Origin of the sequence: Stenomitos frigidus ULC18 (assembly GCF_003003795.1) — a bacterium.
In the GTDB taxonomy this organism is placed as follows: domain Bacteria; phylum Cyanobacteriota; class Cyanobacteriia; order Leptolyngbyales; family Leptolyngbyaceae; genus Stenomitos; species Stenomitos frigidus_A.
In genome coordinates this window covers 15,634-38,408 of the sequence record NZ_PVWK01000105.1, presented here as the reverse complement: position 1 = coordinate 38,408, position 22,775 = coordinate 15,634, and the positions used below count along the sequence as shown (strand labels likewise).

Below are 22,775 nucleotides of genomic sequence, written 5' to 3'. Positions count from 1 at the left end.
TTTTGAGTTGATTGGCTATCGGCTATTAGCCCTACTCCTACTCCCCTTTTCTATTTCCCTTCCCTTCCTCCCAAGCATGGGTCAAAACAGCTTCCCACTCCTCGTCTGATAGGGGCTGCACGTGTAAATCAGCGGCAAAACATTCGCCAGCGGCAGCAATGAGTGCCTGCATGACCGTTTCGACGAGTGCCTCTGGCGTTAGTGCCAGAGGCAATGAGGGACGTTGGGGTAAAACACCAAAGACCTGTTGAAACAAGGCTGAATCAGCAAACAACGGCATTGAGCCATGCTGCAATGCTCCTGAGCCTTGACGAAGTTGGGCGCTGCCAATGAGCTTGGAACCATCGGCTAAAACCAAGTCAGCGCCGGTTGCCGTGCCAAAACAGTTGGGGTTTCGAAGGTAGCCTCTCTCTACTTGACCGTACTGCAGTTCGACGCCAAGCGATCGCCAGCCCCGAACCAAAAATTCGCAAAGCGTTTTGTACGCCTGCAAGCGATTGGTTGGTAAACCTGAAGTTACGACAGAGTAGGTCAAATCACCTTGATGCAAGACGGCTCGTCCCCCAGTGGGTCTTCGTACCAAAGCCAATGGTGCGCCTTGCCATGTTACTTGCTGCCAATGCTTTGCCCAGTGATGCTGGTGATAGCCCAAAGAGATGGCGGCAGGCTTCCAGGTGTAAAAGCGCAGTGTTGCTGGCTGCTTGCCCTGAAGATGCTGCGTTAATAACCAGGAATCTAACGCCATTTGAACGTGACCTGGTGCATCCAGAAGCGGGATTAAACGCCAGGTTTGCATAAGGATAACGGGAGTTTGAGGAGTACAAGGCAAACGGCTAGAAGCGTTCAGTCGTAGAGGATCAGTAGAGGAGCAAACCAAAGCTCCAATCACTTTCCCTTTTACCAGGAACTTCTACAGATGCCCCTCTAAGATTGATCTTCTCAGGGCTGCTGCAGAAACCGGGCTTTTTACCAGCCTTTGCCGTCTAAGCTTCCAGGTTGCTGGATCACAGCCGGAGACTCTCAAACTATGGCTAAGTTTTAGCTTCAGCCGTTACGTCTTACTTAGCTCGCGCCAAACTCAGCCTGAAGCGGTTCGTCTTGATCGTCAGCGATCGTGGCCACCAGTGTGATGGCACGCGAAATTTCACCCGGAGAGAGATCGGCGATCGATCGAGTTGAAAGCACCACAACCTCATCCTGCAAGATGGCAAAGCGGGCTTCTAATGTGCCTGACCAATTGAGCTCAAGCAATTTACGGGTGAGTTTTGCTTCATCCTTTGCAGGCAGCTTTAAGACGGCTGACCAGGCGCTGATCGTGTCGTCGTTCGACAAACCCGTCAGTTGGACAAACACCTCCACCGTGCCGTACTTAAATTTCCAAATGTAGCCTCCGTCAGTGTCACTCACCATCGCCGTGTTGGCACTGTCCAAGCTGTCGATGACAGTTTCAATCACGTCTACGATGGTTGCTGCAGTTGTATTGTCAGCCTGCTGGTCAGCTGCTTCACTATCCGACAGTCCTTGGTCTGAAGGCGTGGAAGCTAAAGGGAGAGTAGTCATAGAAGTTCCATACAATCGCGTGAGTGAGCGCTAGACAAGCAGAGGAACAACGATTAGTCTTATTTGCCGTTGCCACTTTGCTCCAGACAACACAACAAATTTGATCAACGTGTTATCTAGAGTCTACGTTAGCCTCGATTCATTGTGCCGCTAGATAGCATTCTAATCTTTTTATTTTTGTATCCCCTGAAGGTCTTTGCGACCGTCTGTTCATGATTCACCTACGATTGCAAACTCAGCCGCAAAATCCCGTCGTTTGGTATAGCGATAGGGACCCATAACGGCTCCCCAGGTCGCTTTTTGAGTTTCAATATCAATGCCCTTATCGTGGCTTTCAAACCGGTCCGGATATGCCGCAAACCCAAGCTGCACCTGAGCTTTTCTACCCTGGTAGGAGAAAAAGCACTGGGAACCCGGCATAGGGCTTGCCACAATACTGTGCGGCTCTAAATGATGAGTCACTTGAAGGCGACAGCCGGGTAAAGACTCAAGATGATCCAGCGTCAGCGCTTGCAAAAACTCTGGCTTCAGCCCAGCACCTTGGGCCGCAGTTGGGTCTTTAAGGCCGTAATACTGTACCTGGACTGGAGCTGCGACATCATTTCTTTGCATCAAACGGATGATCCGCTGACGGTAAGGCTGATCAAGATTGATGACACTTGCCTGTTCCGCGAAAAGGGTCAAGCTGTCTTCGCTAAACAGTGGTACGGGTCGCTGCCAGAAGCGCAAGTGTACGTACCAGACAGGATCAGCGATCGCTTGTTCGCGGTTGTCAAATTCGCCTGCCATATAGCGAGCCAGCGTGACAAGGGTTGGATCAAGGGGCATGGGGTATTCAGCAAGTTTAGTTCAAGGCTTCCAAGTCTTTGTCTTACTTGTGGCGAATGCGATCGTAGATCTCCAAGTAGTCCTTACCGGGATAATTCCAGGAATAATCGTAATGCATGCCCTGTTGCTGGCATTGGCGAAACTCGCCAGGTTGGTCGTACCACAAGTCGAGTGCCCGATCCATCGCTGATTCGAGTGCGGCGTAATCGGTTTCGTAGAACACGTAGCCATTACGCGCTTCAGGCAGATGGTTCTCGTCATAATCGCGATCGAAGACCGTATTCACCAGCCCACCGACACCTCGCACGATTGGCACTGCGCCGTACCGAAAACCAATCATCTGGGTCAACCCGCAAGGCTCGTAATTGCTGGGCACCACAATCAAATCGGCTCCCGCGTAGATCAGGTGGGAGAGTTCTTCATTGAAGCCCAGCTCCAGATGGACATCGGGGTTATCGTTCAAAAATTGCTTTTCGTGCCAGAAGTGATCGTTGATCCCGGCTTCGGTTGCAGAACCGAGTAAGACGAATTGGGCACTTCGTTGTAGCGTGTGATAAATCGCATGGTGAACCAGATGAACTCCTTTTTGTTCGTCCAGGCGACCGATAAAACAAACCAGGGGTCGGTCAACCTCACGCAGTAGCAAACGCTCTCGCAACGCCTGCTTGTTTTTTGCTTTGCCTGTCAAATCATCTTTTGTATAGCTGTGAGGAATATAGCGATCGCTCTCTGGGTTCCACACCTCGTAGTCGATACCGTTGAGGATGCCAGAGAACTTGTCTTGATACAGGTGCAGCGTGTGTCCAAAACCGTACCCAATCTCCGTACAGCGGGCTTCCCAGGCGTGGTGCGGTGATACAGTGGTCACATAGTTTGAGTAAACGATCCCGCCTTTCATGAAATTGAGCGCGAAGGGGTTGAAGTTGTCGCCCAGGCGATCGTAGTGGAAATAATACTCTTCGCGATTGAGTCCGGTTGCCCACAGTACGTCACTGCCACCGAGACCCTGATGCTTAAAGTTGTGGATGGTGTAACAAACGCGCTGGTTTTCCATCCCTTGATATTTGTAAATTTCAAAGAGCATAACTGGCACTAAACCAGTCTGCCAATCGTGACAGTGGATGACATCCGGGCGCTTGTTGCTTTGCAGCAGAAACTCTAACGCGGCTTTGCTGAAAAACGCAAAGCGAATATTGTCATCCACACAACCGTAGTAACGACCTTGATTAAAGAACTTATCCTGTGAGTGGGGCTGAATGAAAAAACATAGCCGCCCGTAAACCCAACCGCAATAGACCGAACAGCGAATCACACCGCCATACCAGGGTACCGACAGGTTTTCATACGCAACGTGCAAACCCCAGATATGGTCGTAGCGCATACAGTCATACATCGGCAGAATCAGCTCGACAGTGTGACCACGCATTTCTAACTCTCGGCTCAGCCCATAAACAACATCTCCTAGCCCCCCAGCTTTAATGACTGGCGCACACTCAGAGGCTATCTGTACGATATACATGCTGCTTCCTCGCCGAAGGGATAAAGGGGATAACTATAGTCTTATGTTCACAGAAGTATAGAAGTTCTGGCAAACGCGTAACCTAACCTATGGGTATAAACGGTAGCTCAAAACCGCGCAAGCGTTAGTAAAATAATTCGAAACGGTCTGCTGGCAGCGACAAACCATCCGATCGTAGACATTACATGAAAAAGGGACGCTACGTGTAACGTCCCTTCAATCTGGGAGATCACGTCAAGGCAGTACTACTTGCCTTTGACCGTTTCCACAAAACGAGTGAGCAGCCAAAGAAATACACAAAGCAGTGCTAGGTAACCGATCGGTCCAACTTGCTCCCAAACTTTGATCCAGGCAGGATCAAAAGGATTCCACTGCAGTGTGGGACTGGAAGGAATTTCTACGGTGAGCGCCGTCATGATAGGAGAGTGTGTCAATGATGTGGCTTTTGTATGCATAGTAAGAACCGTTGAAGCCCTGATGGTTGGTTGAACGGAGGAACCTTTAGCCGAAGGGGCTCAACAGGATCACACGTACTTCTAGGCTGCGGCTGTCTGATAGTGGCTCTCTTGCGCGATCGCGTGCAGCAGCCTCCACAGGTAGATCGACCACGATCGCCTGGAATGGTTCCTCGCCAACATTCGTTTCTGTGAGAATTAGCGCGACTGGCGAAGTGCCTTCTGAGATAAAATCAGCCTTTGCAGACGTGCAAAACAGGCCACCTTTGCATGAAACGGACAACGGATAGCGCTTAGAGATCTTCTGGACGACGCACGAGCGTAGAGCCTGTATGCCCTGTTGTCAGCCACAGAATCGCTCTGCCTCCATCACGGACTGCTTTAGCCATTGGTTCAGTAGCCTGTTCCGACGGCATGGAAACGGGTTTTAGATCAATACCGCGACTGCCAAAAACAAGTTCACCAATCACACGAGCGCGACGCATGTGATAGTCGGAGGTAATCAGATAAACGCTGCTGATGCCTTTCGAGCGAAAAGTATCGACCAGAGTGGTGAAATTGCTGACGGTATCCACCGCATGACGATCGATATGAAGGCGTGTTGGGTTAATCCCGGCGTCAGCAAACACACTTTCTGTATACTCGCGCGGACTACCGCCAGAAACCCAAATCGGGATTCCCGGATGCAGACGTGCAAACTCAGCAGCAAAACTTTCTCGTTTGGGGGCACCGCCTAGTACCAAGATTGCCTGCGGTTCAACAAAATAGCTTTTGAGTTCGCGATAACCCAACCATAGCGACGGCACAAGAACCATCAGCCAAAGCAACGATCGCGCTCTTAAACGTCGAGGTTTAGTCACCTGGGTGCGCGTGTGATTGAAGTAGAGCAGTCCCCTTAGTCCCATAATGTATGCGTCAAACGTTGCTTGGGTCAAACTATCACGTTTCTGATAGAGCCCTGTCAAAAATAACGCTATTTTTTAGAATGAGGATAGGCTTCTGCACCAGCCGCTCATTCTTCTTAGACTCTATTGGGGCGGAGATTGTTGTTGGGTCACTCCACGCTGCTGTGATTGAGCGATCGTCGCTTGAATGCGAGGGATCTCCAGAAATTTTTTGGTGTCGGCTAACAACCGATTACCCCAAAGATTCTCCTTCAGGAACTTCAAATCGCTGTAGCGACTGTCAATCTGAATGGCGGCTTCGCCCAGCGTCAGTCCCTGTTCGCGATCGCCCTTAGCGTAAAGTGCGACTGCCATTGCTAGCTGTGGTTCTGCTGCCTTAGCATCGATCGCCACTGCGGCTCGCCAACGCCGAATGGCTTCATCAACATCACCACTTTCGTACTTAATCAGCCCAATATTGTTGATTGCAGGCCAAAACGCTTTATCTTGAGCCACCGCTTTTTCGTACTGAGCCAGCGCCTCTGGGAACTGTCGCAGCATGAAATAAGCATTCCCTAAATCAAACAGCGCGCCAGGAACGTTGGGCTTGATTTTTAACCCTGACTTAAGGTAGTCGATCGCAGTTGTGTAGCTGTTCTTCTGAAAATAGGCTGAACCGAGCGCAAAGAGCACGGCTGGATTTTTTTGATCCAGAGTCTGTGCCTTTTTCAGTGCCGTAATGCCGTTGTCCAGATCATTCGTTTGTAAATACAAGCCACCCAACAGTGACCAGATCTCTGGACTCTTTGGTGCTAACTGCGTTGCCAAACGTGCTCTTGGCAACGCCAACTCATACTGTTGAAACTGTGCCAACTGCGCTGCTTCTTGAGCCAAACTCAAACCCTGTCGCTCTAACTTTGTTTGATCCAATTGGACAGTATGGGGCACTAGTAGCTGCGCCGAAGCGGGTTGGGCAGCACCCCACAAACCAAGAAGAAAGAGGAACGAAACGAAAGAATTGCGATTGGGCACGGGGCAGCCTTTGAGACGTTGTAAGGGATTGACAGATGGCTTGGTTCATCTGCTGTCTATGGTGGCACAAAACTGCAAAAATGCCCGGAAAAAGTCTTCTAGCCTTGTATCTCAAGCATAGCGAGCAGGAATGCTGCTGCTCCGAGATCTTGCTGAACAATAATAGTATGAGTCACGTTGGACAGACGGTTATGGAGCTTCTCGTCTGATGATTTTCTAACTCTTAAGAAAGGATTGCCTGATGAGCCAGTTCAGCCCAAACTCCGTTTTTGCCTTGTCAGCGACTGTACTATTTTCGCTTGCCTGCGGGGCAAGTGTTACTGCAACTCAGCCTACTACACTCACTCACACTTTAGAGGTTGGTGCGATCGCGTCGACAGTAGACTCAAACACTGATCCACTGATCCGAACAACGGTCTCTACGGCTTTGATCGCGCAAGCGACTGGAAACCTACTCTCTTCAGAGCAAAAGGCTCGACTCACTCGACTACCAATTCCAATTGTCGCGCCCACTAATCTTCCTGCCGGGTTCCGTTTAGTGCAGGCTGGGGGTGAAGCAGGCCAGTATGTGAATGGGGATGATGACTCTGGTTATGCGATCGATTATCAAGGCGAGAACAACACCTGCCTCAGCATCCGATCCTCTCAAGACGGCCCACGTGGTTTGGAAAAGGTCAGGCAAGTGCAGACGCGCTTTGGTCTCATAACGGTCTATGCGGAAAAGCTAGATGGTCGCAAGAGCCTTGTGAGCTTTCTGGGCATTAAAGGCAACCCCGTGCTGATTTCAGGCAGTACGCTGCCAGATAGCACAGCGGTTGGTGGATGGAAGCGGTGTCGTGCGGTTAGTGTGGAAACCTATACGCAAGTACTGAAGTCGCTGACAGTAGTGAGGTAAGTGAGGTAAGTGAGGTAAGTGAGGTAAGTGAGGTAAGTGAGGTAAGTGAGGTAAGGACATCACAGGTCACGCCCCACTGTAGACGTATTAAGAAATTCCGATCAAACCCACATTGGCGACCAGAGCCCTTATTCTAGATAGCTTAAAGTTCTATCGCTCCGAGTTATGGATCGTTTTACCGTTGCTGTTATTGCTCAAACGCCGAACCCACAGCAGGCCATCTATGCGGCCATGCACCAAGACTATGCCGAAGCCTTTGTTTGGGACGATCGTGCTGAATGGCCCGACGAGACCAAATGTGGCGAAATTATTGTCAAAAATCTACTGTCTGGCAATCGAGGGCACTACGGGCCGTTAGAACATCCCCAAATTATTCTCAACTGCGGTTGGTTTCCCCATAGCACCATGCAACAGATTCGAACCCATCGCGTTGGGGTCAGTTTTGATGTGCAGTCATTTCGCTACACAGGGCAGCGGATTCTGGATGTTGTAGCGGGTAAACAGGAGGCAGAAGCCGTTTTTTACCTACGCCCGTTAGGATCCTATACCGATCGCCAGGGCAAACGCTACGACTACACAGTAGAGCAACGTCAGCAAGATTTAGACTGGTGCCTGTCAGCCTGCCAGCGTTACGCCGAACGTATCCAGCAAGGCTTTTCAGAAGAACATGCTAGAGGGTTAATTCCCTTTGACGTGCGGCAGCATTGGGTGATGTCTGCGAATGTGCGATCGCTCATGCACTTACTCGATTTGCGCTGGAAGCTGGATGCTCAGCTAGAAGCACAAAAGCTATGCGAATTCATCTGGCCTCACTTTCAAGCCTGGGTGCCGGCGATCGCCGATTGGTACGAAGCCAACCGCCTCAAAAAAGCACGTTTGTCTCCCTAAAGCGTCCGCAAGCACATTTTTTGTGTTCCCACGTTCTTGAATAGTGCAGAAAACAGTAGTGCGGTCAAAATACGTCGAAAGAAATCATGTCGAACGGCTTATTTACCACTGGCGATCAAGCAGCCAAATTCGGAAGTAATCCTAAAGATATCGGTTGCTTTAAGGAAGCGATCGAAGATTGAAGTCGTTACCTTTGAGTCGAAATTTTGCTTCATGTAAATGTTAAAGCTGCTTAAGAAAGGGCAGTCATAATGTGGCTGGCAACGCTGGAAAAAGGCTGTGAGAGATTTGTTCCGCGCCTTGAAACACTTTACCGAGAGTTATCTTTTCGCAGCGTTAACTCTAAGAAGTGTTGCAAAATCTTTCTTGAGAGTACGGTAAAAGCGAAGAAAATCGGAAGCATTAAAGTAAGCCTCATAGCGCTAAAAGGGATTGGCAAAAAGACTTCAGCCCTTTCGTGTCTAAAGCCACCTGTTTTATAGACGGTATAGTAACGTTCAGTCCTAAGTTCTTTTCTGGACACTGGCGAATAGCCTGCCGTTTTTCACTATGCAATCACCATCGAGCGATATACTTCTATTGGCGAAACAGCCTTGTGAGATCCACGTGCTGGCATCGTTGCTGCGCTATTCCAATTACTCCATCGCCAGCGCCACCTCAGAAGAGCAAGCGCTTGCGCAAATGTCCCATCAGGTGCCTTTTCTCATCATTTTGGCGGGTGATCATCAAAATTGGTCTCAAGCCCTTCTCCAGGAACTGCGAACCTTTGCAAACAGGCATCGTACAACCTTTGTGGCATTAACTGATTTTCATGCCCCTCGTTGGATGCACCAGGAAGAGAACCCTGGCTTTGATGGCTTTCTGGTTTCTCCGTTAAGCAGCGAAGTGTTGTCCTCACTTGTACAGTCGGCACAAACACGGCAAGCGTTTTGCCTCGCCGTTTAGCACAAGCTGTTCACATAAACTATGTTGTCTTTTGCGCCTGCCTATCCGCTGCTTCATCGGGCACTCAAACCGCTCTTTCCAAGTTGCTTGTGGTCTGGCAATGATGCCGATCGGACGATCGCGCTGACTTTTGACGATGGGCCTCACCCTCGCTACACGCCTCAACTCCTAGAGCAGCTAGAGCGCTACAGCGTCACTGCTAGTTTTTTCTGGTTGGGAGCCTGTGTCCACCGATCGCCCGCAATCGCCCGTGCTGTCCATACACAAGGACATTGGCTTGGGCTACATGGCTATGACCACCAATCGTTTCCCTTACTCTCAGAGTCTGCACTCAGGCAAACGTTGATCGATACTCAGGTTGAAATTACCCGTGCCTGCCAGCTACCGCCAACCGCCGTGCGCGATGTCCGTCCGCCTAATGGATTGTTTACACCACACACCCTGGCTTTACTCCAACAGTGGGAGTATCGCCCTGTCATGTGGAGCGTCGTTCCTGAAGATTGGGTGAGGCCAGGCGCGACTACGGTAGTTCAACGGATCTTGCAGCAGGTTAAAAATGGCTCCATTATCGTGCTCCATGATGGCTATCATGGCGGAGCCGATGTTGCCGAGACCGCCGCGCAATTGATTCCCCTGCTGTTAGCCCAAAACTATCGCTTTGTTTCGATCAACCAACTCTGGCAAGGTCGTTCCTGACACTTTAAGCAATCGCAAAACTAATCAAACCGACCTCTACTCCTTGACCTGCAACACAGTCTCTACAGTTGACCGTCTTGGCGGTGAGGGTGGTTTCGATCGGTATGAGCACAGTTTTTTGTCTCAGTGTAAGGTTCTAAGGCTCTTCTACCCATACTGAAAGCATTGCCGTGAGCAGACACAGCGTGAATTAGCTTATTTTGCTTGAAAAGAGTAATTGAAACGTACCATCCATCTCATACAGTCGTTCTTCCTGGCAGGTCATATTCGTGTTGCCTTTAGTGATCAATGAAGAACAGATCTTCGCATTCAATTTCTGGTTAAACGGTAGCATTCGCTGTGGGATGCATCACGAAAGCGAGTTTTATTGTCGTTTAGCCTCCTTTGACATTCAAAAACGTCCTCAGGTCTATCAACTTGGCTGCAAGCTGGCTCAACAGCAGACGGCAATCGTTTTAAGTAGCACTGCTGATACCTGCAGTCTTTGGGGTAGCCTGCGCGATCCCTCTATTAAGCGCATCCTCCTTGCTGGTGACACGTCTAACCTTTTGATTGCAATGCTCCTTCAAATGCAGGAGCGCTCAGACAACCAGCAGCCTTGTGAATAATGGCGTTGCTTCACTTGCCATCAAACAGGGTCAAACCATTTACAAAGCGTTACCTTTTGGAGCAGACATAACGCTGCTGGCAATAGAAGCTTGAGCGATCGGTGTCAAAATGCTTGATAAGGCTGACTACCGTGAAGCTTAACCAGCCAACTTTCTAGATGATCGCATCCCAGGCTAAAGCCAGTTTTAAGAATTCGTTAGAATGGCTGAAATCTTTCAGTAAATTGTTAGGATTACGCTCAGTGGTTCTTCAGTATCTTGTAAGAGCCTGTGATCATTCAAGATTGCTCTGCTAACTTAGAATATCTGAGTTAACGTAGCTATCAGAGGTTCATCTCCATTTGGAGCCAAAAGCAAGCGGCTGTTTCAGAGGTAACACCTTTGAGGTCAACGCCACCGCTTTTTTGTTAAAACCTTGATTTAGTAATCTGTAGCTCCTAGTGCCAACCAACTATCGTTCACGCATTGTGCCCATTCATTACTCAGCTGTCTAGCAAGCAAAGAATCAGACTGTTACTGGCCAAAGCCCTTTTGCCAATTGAAGTCTTGATTTGTAATGAAACTCTGATGTTTCACCCAGTAAGCTGTTAGGCCTAGTAGACGTTATTGCTGTCGCGATGCTATTTGCTCATGCGGTGTCGCTAAAGCAAAGTAAAGATGTACACCTTTTTGTCAGAAAAGCTACAATCGGAAGCATCTCTCAAACGTTCTACTTACTGTATTCTGGAACTTGGTGCCTCTGCCTGAGGAAGGCGCTTTGGTAGGGAGGTTCGTTTTTTAATTAGCCCATGAGAACGCCTAGCTGCATAATCAGTTTGGTTATTTCAGCCTTTGAGTTCTACATGTGGATTTCTCTGTTGAGTGATTTTTTTTCTAGTTAAGGAGCATGAGGAACGCGGCATGACCCAGGCCAACGACGTACTCGAAATCGAACTTTTAAGCGATGCCTCCGGCGAATTGCCTGAGAGTGAATTAGGGTTCTTCATCGAAGATGAGGATCGAGATGACCCTGCTGATGCGGCTACAGAAGAAGAAGACAGTAAGCCTGGTAAGGCTCGGTCGACTCGTCGCCGCACACAGGTCAAGAAGAAGCATTACACCGAAGATTCCATTCGCTTGTATTTGCAGGAAATTGGTCGCATCCGGCTATTGCGGGCAGATGAAGAAATTGAGCTTGCCCGCAAAATTGCTGACTTGCTTGAGCTTGAGCGCATTCGAGAAGATTTGCTGCTCCAGTTAGACCGTGATCCTCAAGATAAGGAATGGGCTAATGCGGTGAACATGCCGCTTTCAGCCTTCCGTCATCGTTTGCACTTGGGTCGTCGTGCCAAAGACAAAATGGTTCAATCGAACTTGAGGCTGGTGGTTTCGATCGCGAAAAAGTACATGAACCGGGGCTTGTCATTCCAGGATTTGATCCAGGAAGGAAGCTTGGGTCTGATTCGTGCGGCAGAGAAATTTGACCACGAGAAGGGCTATAAGTTCTCTACCTACGCCACCTGGTGGATTCGTCAGGCCATTACACGGGCGATTGCAGACCAATCCCGTACAATTCGCTTGCCTGTCCACCTCTACGAAACCATCTCTCGCATCAAGAAAACCACCAAGCTCTTGTCGCAAGAAATGGGTCGTAAGCCGACCGAGGAAGAAATCGCGACACGGATGGAAATGACCATCGAGAAACTGCGGTTTATTGCTAAGTCTGCTCAATTGCCGATTTCCCTAGAGACCCCGATCGGTAAAGAAGAAGATTCTCGCTTGGGTGACTTTATCGAGTCGGACGGCGAAACGCCCGAAGATCAAGTCTCCAAAAATCTGCTTCGAGAAGATCTAGAGAGTGTTTTAGACACGCTTAGCCCTCGTGAACGTGATGTTCTAAGACTACGCTACGGCTTGGACGATGGTCGCATGAAAACGTTGGAAGAAATCGGTCAGATTTTCAACGTCACACGCGAACGCATTCGTCAAATCGAAGCGAAGGCACTGCGTAAGCTCCGTCACCCAAACCGTAACAGCGTCCTTAAAGAATACATTCGCTAAGCGATCGCGCTTTTCAGGATCATATTCCGGGAATTTGTTCGCTGCTCGTAGGATCATTTCTGTAAAGACCCTACGAGCAGCGAACAGCTAGTTTGGAAGCATCCTTCTTATCGTTAATCGATACAGTTTAGACCCAACAGATTCGTCTGTTGGGTCTAAACTGTTTAATCGCTGTCAACACGTTTTGATTCAAGACCGCTTGAATCGGGATTAGCGACCCAAGGCTTTACAGCTAGAAAATAAAAAAGAGCCTGGATCACTTCGATCCAGGCTCTCTACTATGCAGAAAAGGGTTCTAGTTGACTAAGCCACGGAAGATAGAATCGACCGTAGAGAACTCTTTAAGCAGGAAGAACGCAACGAAGGCGCCGCCTGTAGCGCCGACAAAGAAGCCGCCTGTCAATTGACTCCAACCATCAGCTGTTTGGAGAGAATCGGTGGACGTACTCTCGCCCTCAAACGTTACGAGGCCATAAACAGAGAGTGCAGCCGTCGCAATCAAGATCAGTGCGATACCTGAAATCAATCCACCCAATGCAGCAGTGTCGGAGTCGCGCAGTGGACCAAGTTTGACCCAGGGACCGATGAGGAAGTAACCGTGAGCAAGGCCAATTTCGAGACCGCGCACGATGGGAGCAAGCCCTTTGCGATAAGCAGGCAGATTACCGATAAAGGCTTTGGTAAAGGCAGAATCGCTAATCGGCGTAGACAGATTACCTGTAAAGGGATCGCCTTTCCAGGGTTGAATAAGCTCTGCATTTCTAGGGTCAGACATAACTGAATGCGTCCTATCGATTTAAAGGTTTCTGAGAATAGGATAATTCTACGTCCAGGTTGGGATGGTTCGTTAGAGAAGCTATCTGAACCGTTAGAAAAGTTAATAAGAAAAGTTGTCATGTCAACGGCTAAAGGCTGCTTTTGCCGTCATACCGCTCCGTTTCCTTTTTCTCGGATGGAGGCAATTTGCTGGTGCAAGGTACTGGCTAACGTTGGCAGATCAGCTTGACTGAGCGACTGCTGCTCACCTGTAGCCAGCCACTTCACCTGAACGGTCTGATTCGCAGCTTCAGCATCGCCCAGAATGAAGCAGGCAATAGCACCACTGCGATCGGCACGCTTAAATTGTTTGCCAAATGCACTGCCGCTGAGGTCTAGCTCCGCTTTGAAGCCAGTTTTTCGGAGGGTTTGCGCCAGTTTTAACGCCTGTAGCTCAGCGTCTTCACCTTTGGAAACGATGTAGAAATCGGTTGTGGTGGCTTGAGTCGGTTTGAGCTGCTGTAAAAGCCCGATGAGGCGTTCCAGCCCGATCGCCCAGCCGATCGCAAGGGTTTCTGGTCCGCCCAATTCAGTCACAAGGCCGTCATAGCGTCCACCACCGCCCACAGTGCCAAACTGGGCTGATTGAAACTCAAACGCAGTGTGGCTGTAGTAATCCAACCCTCTGACAAGCTTTGGATTCAGTGCGTAGACAATCCCTAAATCGGTTAAAAGCTGCTGCACGTTGGCAAACCGCTCTTGAGAGGCCGCGCTCAGACTTTGCCCCAGGCGGGGTGCTTCTTGCAAGATCGTTTGTGTTTTGGCGTCTTTGCTGTCGAGAATGCGTAAAGGATTACGCCTCAGACGATCTTGAGAATCGGGATCGAGGTCTGCTTTGTAAGGAGTAAGGTAATCGACTAGAAGGCTGCGGTACTGCGATCGATCCTCCCGCGTGCCCAGAGAATTTAGTTCTAGCTGCAAATCTGTCAGCCCGACGGCTTGCAGAAAATCAACGGCGATCGCAATCACCTCGGCATCAGCGCGAATATTACCACTCCCGAGCAACTCTACACCCAACTGATGAAACTGTCGCTGCCGACCTGTCCCAGGGCGCTCATAGCGGAACATTGGCCCCATATACCAGAGCCGTTGCACTCCTCCTTGCGCGTGCAGCCCATGCTCAATGAAAGCGCGTACAACACCAGCGGTGCCTTCAGGACGGAGGGTGAGCGATCGCTCACCCTTGTCCTGAAAGGTATACATCTCTTTACCCACCACATCGGTAGCTTCACCAATGCCCCGCTCAAACAGATCGGTCTGCTCAAAAATAGGGGTGCGAATTTCCTCAAAGGCTGCTCGAGACAAAATTGACCGAGCGGTTGCTTCAACCTGCTGCCAGTAAGCAATTTCACTCGGCAGGATGTCCCGCGTTCCGCGTTGCGCTTGAATTAAACCCATGTGTTATCTGAATTGACTGCTTCCCAGGCACCGTAGCGATCGCTATAGTAAGCCAAAATGCGTTGCACCTGCTCAGAGCAGGCGGCGTTTGCATCCGGTGTGCTTTTGATCCACAAGCTGTCAATCTGACTGAGACGATGGTCAAACTGCTCAGACTGTTGAGGGATCAGCTCTACTGCAACTCCATCAACCTGACCAAGATGAGCCGCGATCTCACGATAAACCGCTAATGGTAAACCGGGACAGCGAATGCGATCGTCCAATTTGTAAGCTCCAAGTGCTAAATGACAAACATCACTCCATAAAAGCATGGCATAACCCAAGGCTTCATCCAGGCAGGTCAGCTGAGTGGTTCAAGTTCAGGTGCCTTCCTCGGTAGCCTGCCTTAGGGGGTTTCTAAGCAAGCATTTACCGTTGAGTAGGGGCAGGTTTGACCAAAGCCTTGTCATCCAGCCGCGAAGCTTATGGTCAAACTTGCCCCTACGTTTTTTTGCTAGAAATCTCGTTAGGACGCTGCCTCATTGCCCAGTTTAGGCAGGCTCACATTTGGCAAGGCACAGCAATTGACCTCATCCAGGCACACCTTGCCCCACTGCAGTGCCCATCGCACCAAGGCCACCCGATTATCGGTCTCAGTTTTCGTCAAAATATTGCTGACGTGGTTATCGACCGTACGCTTACTAATTTCCAGCTTTTCGGCAATTTCCTGATTGGTCAAGCCAGACGCTACCAGTTCGATGACCTGAAGTTCTCGGTCTGAAAGAGGACCCTGCACTTGAGATTCACCAGCAGCCATAGATTCCTCGTCTGTGTATATCTACTTATCAACCCTCATTCTAGGGTAAGTTAGCAAAAATACTCATGACGATTACTGCGCATGCAGGACAACCGTTCCTTACTTGTAGGCGATCGCGGCGCTACAGGGCCCGGCCAGATGCAACACCTCGTAGCGTCTAAAGCCTGCTTCCTGGCACCAACTCCAAAAATCAGCACCCGTGAAATCAAACGCGTCGCCAAACTCAATGAGCATGTTGAGTGACATGAGTAACCCAAAGGCATTTTTGCGGCGATCGTCGTCAATCAGGTTTTCGATCGCCACAAGAGCACCATTTTCGGGCAGCGCTTCATACGCCTGAAGGATCAGGTGTTTCTTTTTCTCGAGATTCCAGTCATGGAGAATCATCCCCATCGTGATCACATCGGCTTTGGGTAGAGAATCAGCAAAAAAGTCTCCAGAGACGACCTGAATGCGATCGGATAAACCCTCTTTCTCGATCGCTTTTTTAGCGATCGGGGCTACTGGTGGCAGATCAAACGTGAGGCAATGCATGTACGGGTGTTGTTTCGCTACCAGTTGAGAGAGTAAGCCTGACGCACCACCCACATCACACAGGGTTTCGTAGGGAGCAAAATCAAATTTGGCGGCAAAGGCTTGAAAGTTGCCACGCGAGATCCCGGTCATCGCGCCAATAAACTGTTCTAGCCGAGCGCTATCGGCATAGAGCGCCTCAAACATTGACGTTTTGCTATGCTTCACTTCATTCTGGGGTTCCCCTGTCTTGAGCGCAGGTCCCAGGTCGCTCCAGAATTTGAAGAGGCGATCGTTTGTCATTTCGAGGATGCCGCCAATGTAGCCCGGTTGCTGCTCATCCAAAAAGGTGGTGGTGGCGATCGTGTTGCGATACTGTCCGTTCGCGCCAGTCCCTTCTCTGTCTAAGAACTTAAGAGCAACCAGGGCATCCAAAAAATCATAGATGCCGCGTGGATGGAGACCGATCGCCGCTCCTAATGCCTCACCTGTCATGGCGCGATCGCTCAGTGTCGTAAAAACTTTTAGCTCAACGGCTGTCAGCAATACTTTAGAACTCCAAAAGCCAAAGCCAACGTCGAGAATGCGTGAGGGATCAGGGGCACGCTTACCCAATGAGTCAGCGCTTGAGGCAACATCTAGCATTGTTTCTTCAGTTTTCATCGCAACGTTCTCCATTTCTAGAAAGGAAAGATTTATATTGAAGCAGGTATCAGCTACATTCCTGTGATGAAGACAGCATCCGCTGTGGCTGCGGAGTGCCTTTAACTCGGCGTAAGCGTCTGAGCCGTAACACTTAGGATCGTGAATTAAATAGCCTGTGAATTTGAGTTCTGTAGAGACATGGCATGCCATGTCCCTACCCAGGAAATTGAACCTTAAAAAATCTGCGATCCTTAGGGTGAATGGAAAATTTGAGTGAAGCTGATTGCCCTAGCCTCAACAAATGACGATCGTTCAGGCTAGGGCTGGTTGAAGCCAGTCAGTGCGATGATCTGTTTGTGGGTTGTTTTGTTGTCTGTAATGCGGTGCCGAGTGGGGTATGCGCCAATTCAAAATAGAATGGAAGGTAGAAAGACGCCTGTCGGTTGGTGATAAAGACCAGCACTCATCAACGTCATGGGTTGGACAACACGCAGACCTTGCTGCAAGCACCAGCGGAAGAGTTGACTGTTGCGGGTAGGCACTAAAAACCCAGATCCTTCAAAGGCTTGGGCGGCACCAATCAGCGCCTTGAGGTCTTCATTGCTTTCGCATACAGCATGACCAAAGAACCCGATAACCGTGGCATAGCCGGTGATGCGTTGGTGCAACCGTCCCCCAGTGGCATCGTCATGCTCTACAACGGTCGCCTTGCCCTGTTGAATTGCATGATGCAGTTCTCGACCGCGATCGAACCCATGTATCTTCTGACAGAGGCGATTACATGCCTCCAAATCATCAAAGGTTGCAGGACGGACTGGATAACCTGGAAGCTTAATGCCCAGGGGTGTCCCTTGCAGGTTGGCAAGGGGCTCCTGTACATCAAACCCAAGCTTGGTATAAAGCGCCAGAGAGCGATTGTGAAAGGCCGCTTGCACCAAACGCACGCTCGTAAACTGCTGCTGTTTAGCTCGCTCTAAAACGGCTTCCATCAAGCGTCTACCCACGGTAACGTTTTGAATGCTTGGGGCAACTGAGAGTGGTCCAACTCCCGCAATGGCCGACTCTTCCCACAGAAAATTACTGCCTACAATCTGCCCCGCCACTTCAGCCACCACTGAGAAGACATCTGGCCGCGAAAACAGCATCACCATCATCTTGTGGGCGATGTCAGCAGAGGGCAGATCCGTCGGGAAGCGGTGATACTCGGAAATGGTTGTGAAGGCCTCGTAGCAAATTTCACCACAAGCATAAGCATCGGCAGGCAGGCCAGACCGTAGTTTTAGGGTTAAATCAGCGACCATGTTCACATCTCGCATAGCATTTATCTCCGAGACTCTACCAGAGTGAATTGGTCAATGAGCGCTGGTAAGGTTTCTGGGTTCAGAGCCTGGAGATATTTGGGGGTCATTATAGGGGTGAGCAGCTCCAGCATCAACCAGTTTTCAACCCAAAACTCAATCACATCAAATAACCCATCTCGATTGGCTAAAAACACTCGCCACCCTTCTCGATCGCCAATCCGTTCAATTTCCTCCAGGCTGGCGGGGACGGAAAGCGCCGCATGAACAAACGTATAGCGAGCTCGGTTCTGATTGATCTGAAAGCCAGCCTGCCCTTGATAGCTGTCAGGAATCAGTTCACTGCCGATCGGATAAAACTCGATCAAGGTGCCAAACTCATCGCCAGCCAGCGCCATATAGCTACCTGGATTGGGTGGAAATGGCACGGCACGTCCACAGAGAATTTCAGCTAGGACGGTGGCAACGTGCTGAGGATCTTTGACGGCAACAGAGATGTGATGAAACATAGAGGGGCTCCTTTGTGATAGGGGGACTGGTCGTAGAGGGCTGGAGCGGGTGCTCAACCCTGTTCCTACTATCTGCGGAGACACCCCTACAAGCCAGAGGAGATAGGGAGAGTTAATCTCTGACTTAGCTTGTAATGAATGGCGCAGCGAGCCAGCCCTTTCTAGGTGAGCGTTTTGGAGCTTTGTCGTTGAACTCGTTAGTGGCTTAAGTCGAACTTAACTGAGTTAACTGCAGTAAGATGTGGAGCATTCTCCAAAACAGCATCGCTGCCTCTAAGCCGTACCTTTATCGCTGGCAGAATTTTGAACCGCTATGACCGCTAAAAAGAGTCGCAGACGGGGGGTCGTTTTATCATTAGCAGGACAACGCAAGTTCGAGACCGCACGGCGGCAGCTTGAAAAGGCAATGAATGGGGGCGATCGCTTCACCTTAGAAGAACTCAGCGAGCGGACGCAGCTAGCACTGAGCACCATGACCCGCGTTTTGGACGCTCAAGTCGGGGTCGATAAACAGACCCTGGATCAGGTATTCGCGGCGTTTGATTTGAGCCTGCAACGAGCCGACTACCAGCAGCCAGAGGGCGGTGATGAGAGACTGCCTGCCGCTGCCACAGACTCTTTGAGTACCGCATCGACCACATTAGCGACCACGTTAACAACCACGTCACCGACCGCACCCATCCTTGATTGGGGCGAGGCGATCGATGTTTCGCTGTTCTATGGACGTACCGCCGAATTAGCCACGCTAGAGCAATGGATTCAGCACGATCGCTGTCGCCTGATTGCCATGCTGGGCATGGGCGGAATCGGCAAAACAGCCCTTTCGGTCAAGCTTGCTCAAGAGCTCACTCAAAACTCCAAACTCACCGCTCAACCGTTTGAATTCATCGTCTGGCGCACCCTTCGCAACGCCCCACCGCTGGAACTGCTTTTAACCGACGTGATCCAGGTGCTCTCCTATCAGCGAGAGAGCGTCCCGTCTTTGCGACTGCCCGCACTGATCTCTCGCCTGCTGAACTATTTGCGGCAGCATCGCTGTCTGTTGATCTTGGACAATGGTGAAACAATTTTGCAGGGTGGACAGTTTACCGGAGCTTATCGGCAGGGCTACGAAGCCTATGGTGAGTTGCTGCGTCAGGTTGGCGAAATCCCCCATCAAAGTTGCGTGGTGCTGACCAGTCGCGAGAAGCCCGAAACGATCGCCAATTTGGAAGGAGAAACCCTACCCGTGCGATCGTTTGCTCTACCTGGCTTACCAACGACCGCAACCGATCATTTGTTCGACGCGATCGGGCTTTCGTCCTCCAATGTCGGCAGACAGAGATTGCTGGGGGTTTATAGCGGCAACCCGCTGGCGCTCAAGATTGTCGCCACCTCGATTCGAGAGCTCTTTGGGGGCGATGTCGATGCCTTTTTGCAAGAAGAAACCACAGTCTTTAATGGCATCCGTCGGTTGCTCGATCAGCAATATCAGCGCCTCACGCTTTTGGAGAAGCAGGTGATGCTCTGGCTGGCAATCAATCGCGAGTGGGTGACGATCGCCGCTTTGCAGTCCGATCTGGTGCCGTCCGTACCCCGATCGCGCTTGCTGGAAACGTTAGAATCTCTGGCACGACGGAGCTTGATTGAGCAAAATAATGCCCGTTTTACGCAACAGCCCGTTGTGATGGAATACGTCACCGATGCGTTTATTGATCACGTGTGTGAGGAAATACGACAGCGATCGCCCGAGCTTTTTCTGTCCCATGCCCTCATCAAAGCGACGGCCAAAGACTATGTGCGGGAAAGCCAGATTCGGGTGATTCTCAAACCATTGGGCGATCGACTGCTGGCGCGTTTTGGCAGCCAGACCGCTCTGAGCGCCCAACTGCAACATCTTCTTCAGCAACTTCACGACGCGACCGTGAGTCAAGCGGGTTATGGTGCTGGGAACTGGCTCAATCTGTCGCAGCACCTCAAGCTTGACCTGACAGGGTCTGACGTTTCTCATCTCACTGTTCGGCAGGCGTGTTTGCAAGATGGTCCCTTACATCAGGTGAACCTGTCTCATGCTCATCTCGTTGACTGCCAGTTTGCCGAACCGTTGAACCTCCCCACGGCGTTAGCGGTCAGCCCGACGGGCGATCGAGTGGCGCTCGGCAATGAGAACGGCACGGTGCAGATGTGGCAAGTCTCAACCCAACAGCCCTTGCTCACCCTTCCAGCCCATACCGCTCATGTCTTTGGTCTGAACTTCACCCAAGACGGGCGCACTCTGGTCACGGGAAGCCACGACCACACCATCAAATTCTGGGACATGACGACTGGCAATTGTCTTCAGACCTGGCAAGGCAAAGGCCCCGTCTGGGCGCAGGCCTTTAGCCCCGACGGACTCATCTTGGCGAATAGCGTGGGCGATGCCGATCGCGCGATTCATCTATGGCATTGGCAAACCGGGCAACGGCTTAAAACGCTCATTGGGCACACCGGACAAGCCACGACCCTTGCCTTTGTGCCGCACTCAACCGATACAGCTGAGGGAACTGGTCACCCACTCCTCATCAGCGGCAGTCAAGATCATACCCTCAGGCTTTGGGATCTTGAGCAAGGCGTTTGTCTCAGAACGCTGACGGGGCACACGGGGATGGTCTGGACGGTGAGTGTGCATCCCCAGGGCGATCGCTTCGCTAGCGCCAGCTTTGACCAGTCCATCAAAATCTGGGATCTGGCAACAGGAATCTGCCTGCAAACGCTGCTGGGGCATACGGCTGAAGTCACAAGCGTCAGCTTCAGTCCCGATGGTCAATGGCTTGCCAGCAGTAGCAACGATCGCACCATTCGCCTCTGGGAGGTTGCTACAGGGCAGTGCCTCACTGTGTTGCAGGCACACCTTGATCACGTCTGGGCGGTGGCCTTTACTGCCACTCCGGTTCAGGGCAAGATTGCGGCCGCCGAGCAAATCCTGATCAGTGCCAGCTTCGATCAAACCGTCCGGTTTTGGCAGATCAACCGCATCGCACGAGACGAGCCAGGAACCGATGCTTCTGTCATCCTCTCTCCCACCAGCCAGCTCACGATTGCGAACCACTGCCTTAAAACGATTCAGGGGAGCGATATGGGCATTCGCTCGATCGCGTGCCATCCTCACAGACACCTGCTTGCCAGTGGCGGGCTGGGCAACCGCATCCGGCTGTGGGACGAGTCTGGGTACTGTATTAAAACGCTCACAGGGCATACGGGGGGTATCTGGAAAGTTGCCTTTCATCCAGAGGGCAAGCGGCTTGCTAGTAGTAGCCTCAATGGCGAAATCAAGGTCTGGGATGTGGAGAGTGGGCAATGTCTGCAGACGCTGCTGCGGAATAATTCCTGGATTCAAGCGCTGGGCTTTAGCCCACAAGGTGACCTGGTGAGCGGCAGCAGTTTTGATGCGACCATCCATGTTTGGGATAGCCAAACGGGTGAGTGTATCAGGAGCATGACGCTCGCTGCCGCTGCCTATTTGCTGGGGCTTGCCTTTCATCCCCAGGAACACTACTTTGTCAGTGCGGGGAACGACGATCGCCTGCGATGGTGGGATCTGGAGACCGGCGACTGTTTCCGAACCATAGAAGCCGATCATGGCGGCCATGCCTGGTGCGTTGCCTTCCATCCCCAGGGGCATTGGTTCGCAAGTATTGGCAATGACCAGGTTGTTAAAGTCTGGGATGCCCAGTCGGGGGAGTGTTTACGCCAGATGCTAGGACATAGCGGCATTCACGGGTCGATCGCCTTCAGTCCCGATGGCAGCATCCTGGCAAGCGGGCGCAGCGATCGCATCATTCGCCTCTGGGATGTCACAACGGGTCAATGTTTACGTGTGCTGGAAGGGCATACCAGTGGTGTAACGTCAGTTGTTTTTCTGCCTGTTCAGCCATTAGCAAAATTGGCATCGCAACAGCAAATCCTCGCTAGCGGCAGCCTGGATGAAACCATTCGTCTCTGGGATGTGCAAACGGGACGTTGCCTGAAGATGTTTCGCCCTGATCGACTCTACGAAGGGATGAATATCACTGGAGTGACCGGATTGACAGAGGGTGCGATCGCGACTCTAAAAAGCCTTGGTGCGATGGTGCTGTAAAGTGACAGTGAGTAAGCCTGATCATGAGTAAACCCTGACCATGAGTAAGCCTGATAATATCTGGACACATAAACCGTGGTGGTGCCAACCCTGGTCAATTCTGTTGACGGGTATGGCGCTAATTGGTGGGAGTTGGGGACTGCTGCGGATGGTTTGGTTGACGGTCATTGTAGCGATTCCAGTGCTGACCTGGATGGGCTTTTTTATCTTGGTGTATCCCCGTTTGATAATACAGAGTGGTCTTCTACCAGAGACAGTCCCGCCCGAAAGTGAGTAGCGATTTTGAGCCAGGCACAGGGCGAGGCCCGCAAACCGCAAACCGATTTCTCGATCAGTTGGCCACGCCGAATCTGC

General features: G+C 50.9%; 23 protein-coding genes. 8 read left to right on the top strand and 15 right to left on the bottom strand.

The window, feature by feature from the left end; all coding sequences use genetic code 11:
• Positions 1–37: 37 nt before the first annotated feature.
• The 8 genes from C7B82_RS19750 to C7B82_RS19720 form a co-directional block, all read right to left on the bottom strand.
• A complete protein-coding gene (locus tag C7B82_RS19750; RefSeq protein WP_106257991.1) occupies positions 38–796 on the bottom strand; it encodes a lipoate--protein ligase family protein in 759 nt (252 codons plus the stop codon).
• Between the two features lie 266 nt (positions 797–1,062).
• Positions 1,063–1,560 carry a YbjN domain-containing protein gene (locus C7B82_RS19745; protein WP_106257990.1) on the bottom strand — a complete coding sequence of 166 codons (498 nt, stop codon included), beginning with the start codon at positions 1,558–1,560 and terminating at the stop codon, positions 1,063–1,065.
• A gap of 210 nt (positions 1,561–1,770) precedes the next feature.
• Positions 1,771–2,388 (bottom strand): chromophore lyase CpcT/CpeT, encoded by a 618-nt coding sequence (locus C7B82_RS19740; RefSeq protein WP_106257989.1) that lies wholly within the window; start codon positions 2,386–2,388, stop codon positions 1,771–1,773.
• Positions 2,389–2,431: 43 nt separating this feature from the next.
• Positions 2,432–3,907: a glycogen synthase GlgA gene (glgA, locus tag C7B82_RS19735; RefSeq protein WP_106257988.1), complete on the bottom strand. Its 1,476-nt coding sequence runs from the start codon at positions 3,905–3,907 to the stop codon at positions 2,432–2,434.
• Between the two features lie 245 nt (positions 3,908–4,152).
• The gene (locus C7B82_RS31575) at positions 4,153–4,341 is read right to left on the bottom strand and encodes a hypothetical protein (protein ID WP_146141209.1); all 189 of its coding nucleotides are present in this window, start codon (positions 4,339–4,341) and stop codon (positions 4,153–4,155) included.
• Positions 4,342–4,408: 67 nt separating this feature from the next.
• On the bottom strand, positions 4,409–4,645 hold the full coding sequence (locus C7B82_RS19730) for a hypothetical protein (RefSeq protein ID WP_106257987.1): 237 nt from the start codon (positions 4,643–4,645) through the stop codon (positions 4,409–4,411).
• A gap of 10 nt (positions 4,646–4,655) precedes the next feature.
• The gene (locus C7B82_RS19725; protein WP_245939998.1) at positions 4,656–5,297 is read right to left on the bottom strand and encodes a YdcF family protein; all 642 of its coding nucleotides are present in this window, start codon (positions 5,295–5,297) and stop codon (positions 4,656–4,658) included.
• Positions 5,298–5,390: 93 nt separating this feature from the next.
• Complete coding sequence (locus tag C7B82_RS19720) at positions 5,391–6,278, bottom strand: tetratricopeptide repeat protein (RefSeq protein WP_106257986.1); 888 nt, start codon at positions 6,276–6,278, stop codon at positions 5,391–5,393.
• A 241-nt stretch (positions 6,279–6,519) separates the two neighbouring features.
• Between C7B82_RS19720 and C7B82_RS32510 the strand changes: the two genes are divergently transcribed.
• From C7B82_RS32510 to rpoD, 6 genes are all read left to right on the top strand, one after another.
• The gene (locus tag C7B82_RS32510; RefSeq protein ID WP_181357574.1) at positions 6,520–7,173 is read left to right on the top strand and encodes a hypothetical protein; all 654 of its coding nucleotides are present in this window, start codon (positions 6,520–6,522) and stop codon (positions 7,171–7,173) included.
• A gap of 165 nt (positions 7,174–7,338) precedes the next feature.
• The gene (thyX, locus tag C7B82_RS19715) at positions 7,339–8,061 is read left to right on the top strand and encodes an FAD-dependent thymidylate synthase (protein ID WP_106257985.1); all 723 of its coding nucleotides are present in this window, start codon (positions 7,339–7,341) and stop codon (positions 8,059–8,061) included.
• A 549-nt stretch (positions 8,062–8,610) separates the two neighbouring features.
• Positions 8,611–9,006, top strand: a complete 396-nt coding sequence (locus C7B82_RS19710; protein ID WP_146141208.1) for a response regulator — start codon at positions 8,611–8,613, stop codon at positions 9,004–9,006.
• A 21-nt stretch (positions 9,007–9,027) separates the two neighbouring features.
• Positions 9,028–9,702, top strand: a complete 675-nt coding sequence (locus tag C7B82_RS19705; RefSeq protein WP_219904595.1) for a polysaccharide deacetylase family protein — start codon at positions 9,028–9,030, stop codon at positions 9,700–9,702.
• A 269-nt stretch (positions 9,703–9,971) separates the two neighbouring features.
• Positions 9,972–10,310, top strand: coding sequence for a hypothetical protein (locus C7B82_RS19700; protein ID WP_106257983.1), 339 nt, complete (start codon positions 9,972–9,974; stop codon positions 10,308–10,310).
• Between the two features lie 900 nt (positions 10,311–11,210).
• The gene (gene rpoD, locus C7B82_RS19695) at positions 11,211–12,350 is read left to right on the top strand and encodes an RNA polymerase sigma factor RpoD (RefSeq protein WP_106257982.1); all 1,140 of its coding nucleotides are present in this window, start codon (positions 11,211–11,213) and stop codon (positions 12,348–12,350) included.
• Positions 12,351–12,645: 295 nt separating this feature from the next.
• On the opposite strand, the gene C7B82_RS19690 is transcribed toward rpoD, so the two are convergent.
• The 7 genes from C7B82_RS19690 to C7B82_RS19660 all read right to left on the bottom strand — a co-directional run bounded on the left by C7B82_RS19690 (position 12,646) and on the right by C7B82_RS19660 (position 18,325).
• Complete coding sequence (locus C7B82_RS19690) at positions 12,646–13,125, bottom strand: photosystem I reaction center protein subunit XI (RefSeq protein ID WP_106257981.1); 480 nt, start codon at positions 13,123–13,125, stop codon at positions 12,646–12,648.
• Positions 13,126–13,274: 149 nt separating this feature from the next.
• On the bottom strand, positions 13,275–14,564 hold the full coding sequence (gene hisS / locus C7B82_RS19685; protein WP_106257980.1) for a histidine--tRNA ligase: 1,290 nt from the start codon (positions 14,562–14,564) through the stop codon (positions 13,275–13,277).
• A complete protein-coding gene (locus tag C7B82_RS19680; RefSeq protein WP_106257979.1) occupies positions 14,555–14,875 on the bottom strand; it encodes a hypothetical protein in 321 nt (106 codons plus the stop codon). Before C7B82_RS19680 ends, hisS begins: the two co-directional genes overlap by 10 nt.
• Before the next feature lie 194 nt (positions 14,876–15,069).
• A complete protein-coding gene (gene pedR / locus C7B82_RS19675) occupies positions 15,070–15,360 on the bottom strand; it encodes a photosynthetic electron transport-dependent transcriptional regulator PedR (RefSeq protein ID WP_106257978.1) in 291 nt (96 codons plus the stop codon).
• 99 nt (positions 15,361–15,459) lie between these two features.
• Positions 15,460–16,536, bottom strand: a complete 1,077-nt coding sequence (locus C7B82_RS19670) for a methyltransferase (RefSeq protein WP_106257998.1) — start codon at positions 16,534–16,536, stop codon at positions 15,460–15,462.
• Between the two features lie 389 nt (positions 16,537–16,925).
• Positions 16,926–17,834, bottom strand: a complete 909-nt coding sequence (locus C7B82_RS19665; protein ID WP_245939997.1) for a GNAT family N-acetyltransferase — start codon at positions 17,832–17,834, stop codon at positions 16,926–16,928.
• Positions 17,835–17,839: 5 nt separating this feature from the next.
• Complete coding sequence (locus C7B82_RS19660; RefSeq protein ID WP_106257977.1) at positions 17,840–18,325, bottom strand: hypothetical protein; 486 nt, start codon at positions 18,323–18,325, stop codon at positions 17,840–17,842.
• Positions 18,326–18,638: 313 nt separating this feature from the next.
• On the opposite strand from C7B82_RS19660, the gene C7B82_RS19655 reads away from it, so the two are divergent.
• Positions 18,639–22,421 (top strand): WD40 domain-containing protein, encoded by a 3,783-nt coding sequence (locus C7B82_RS19655; RefSeq protein ID WP_106257976.1) that lies wholly within the window; start codon positions 18,639–18,641, stop codon positions 22,419–22,421.
• A gap of 40 nt (positions 22,422–22,461) precedes the next feature.
• On the top strand, positions 22,462–22,698 hold the full coding sequence (locus C7B82_RS19650; protein ID WP_106257975.1) for a DUF6737 family protein: 237 nt from the start codon (positions 22,462–22,464) through the stop codon (positions 22,696–22,698).
• Positions 22,699–22,775 lie beyond the last annotated feature (77 nt).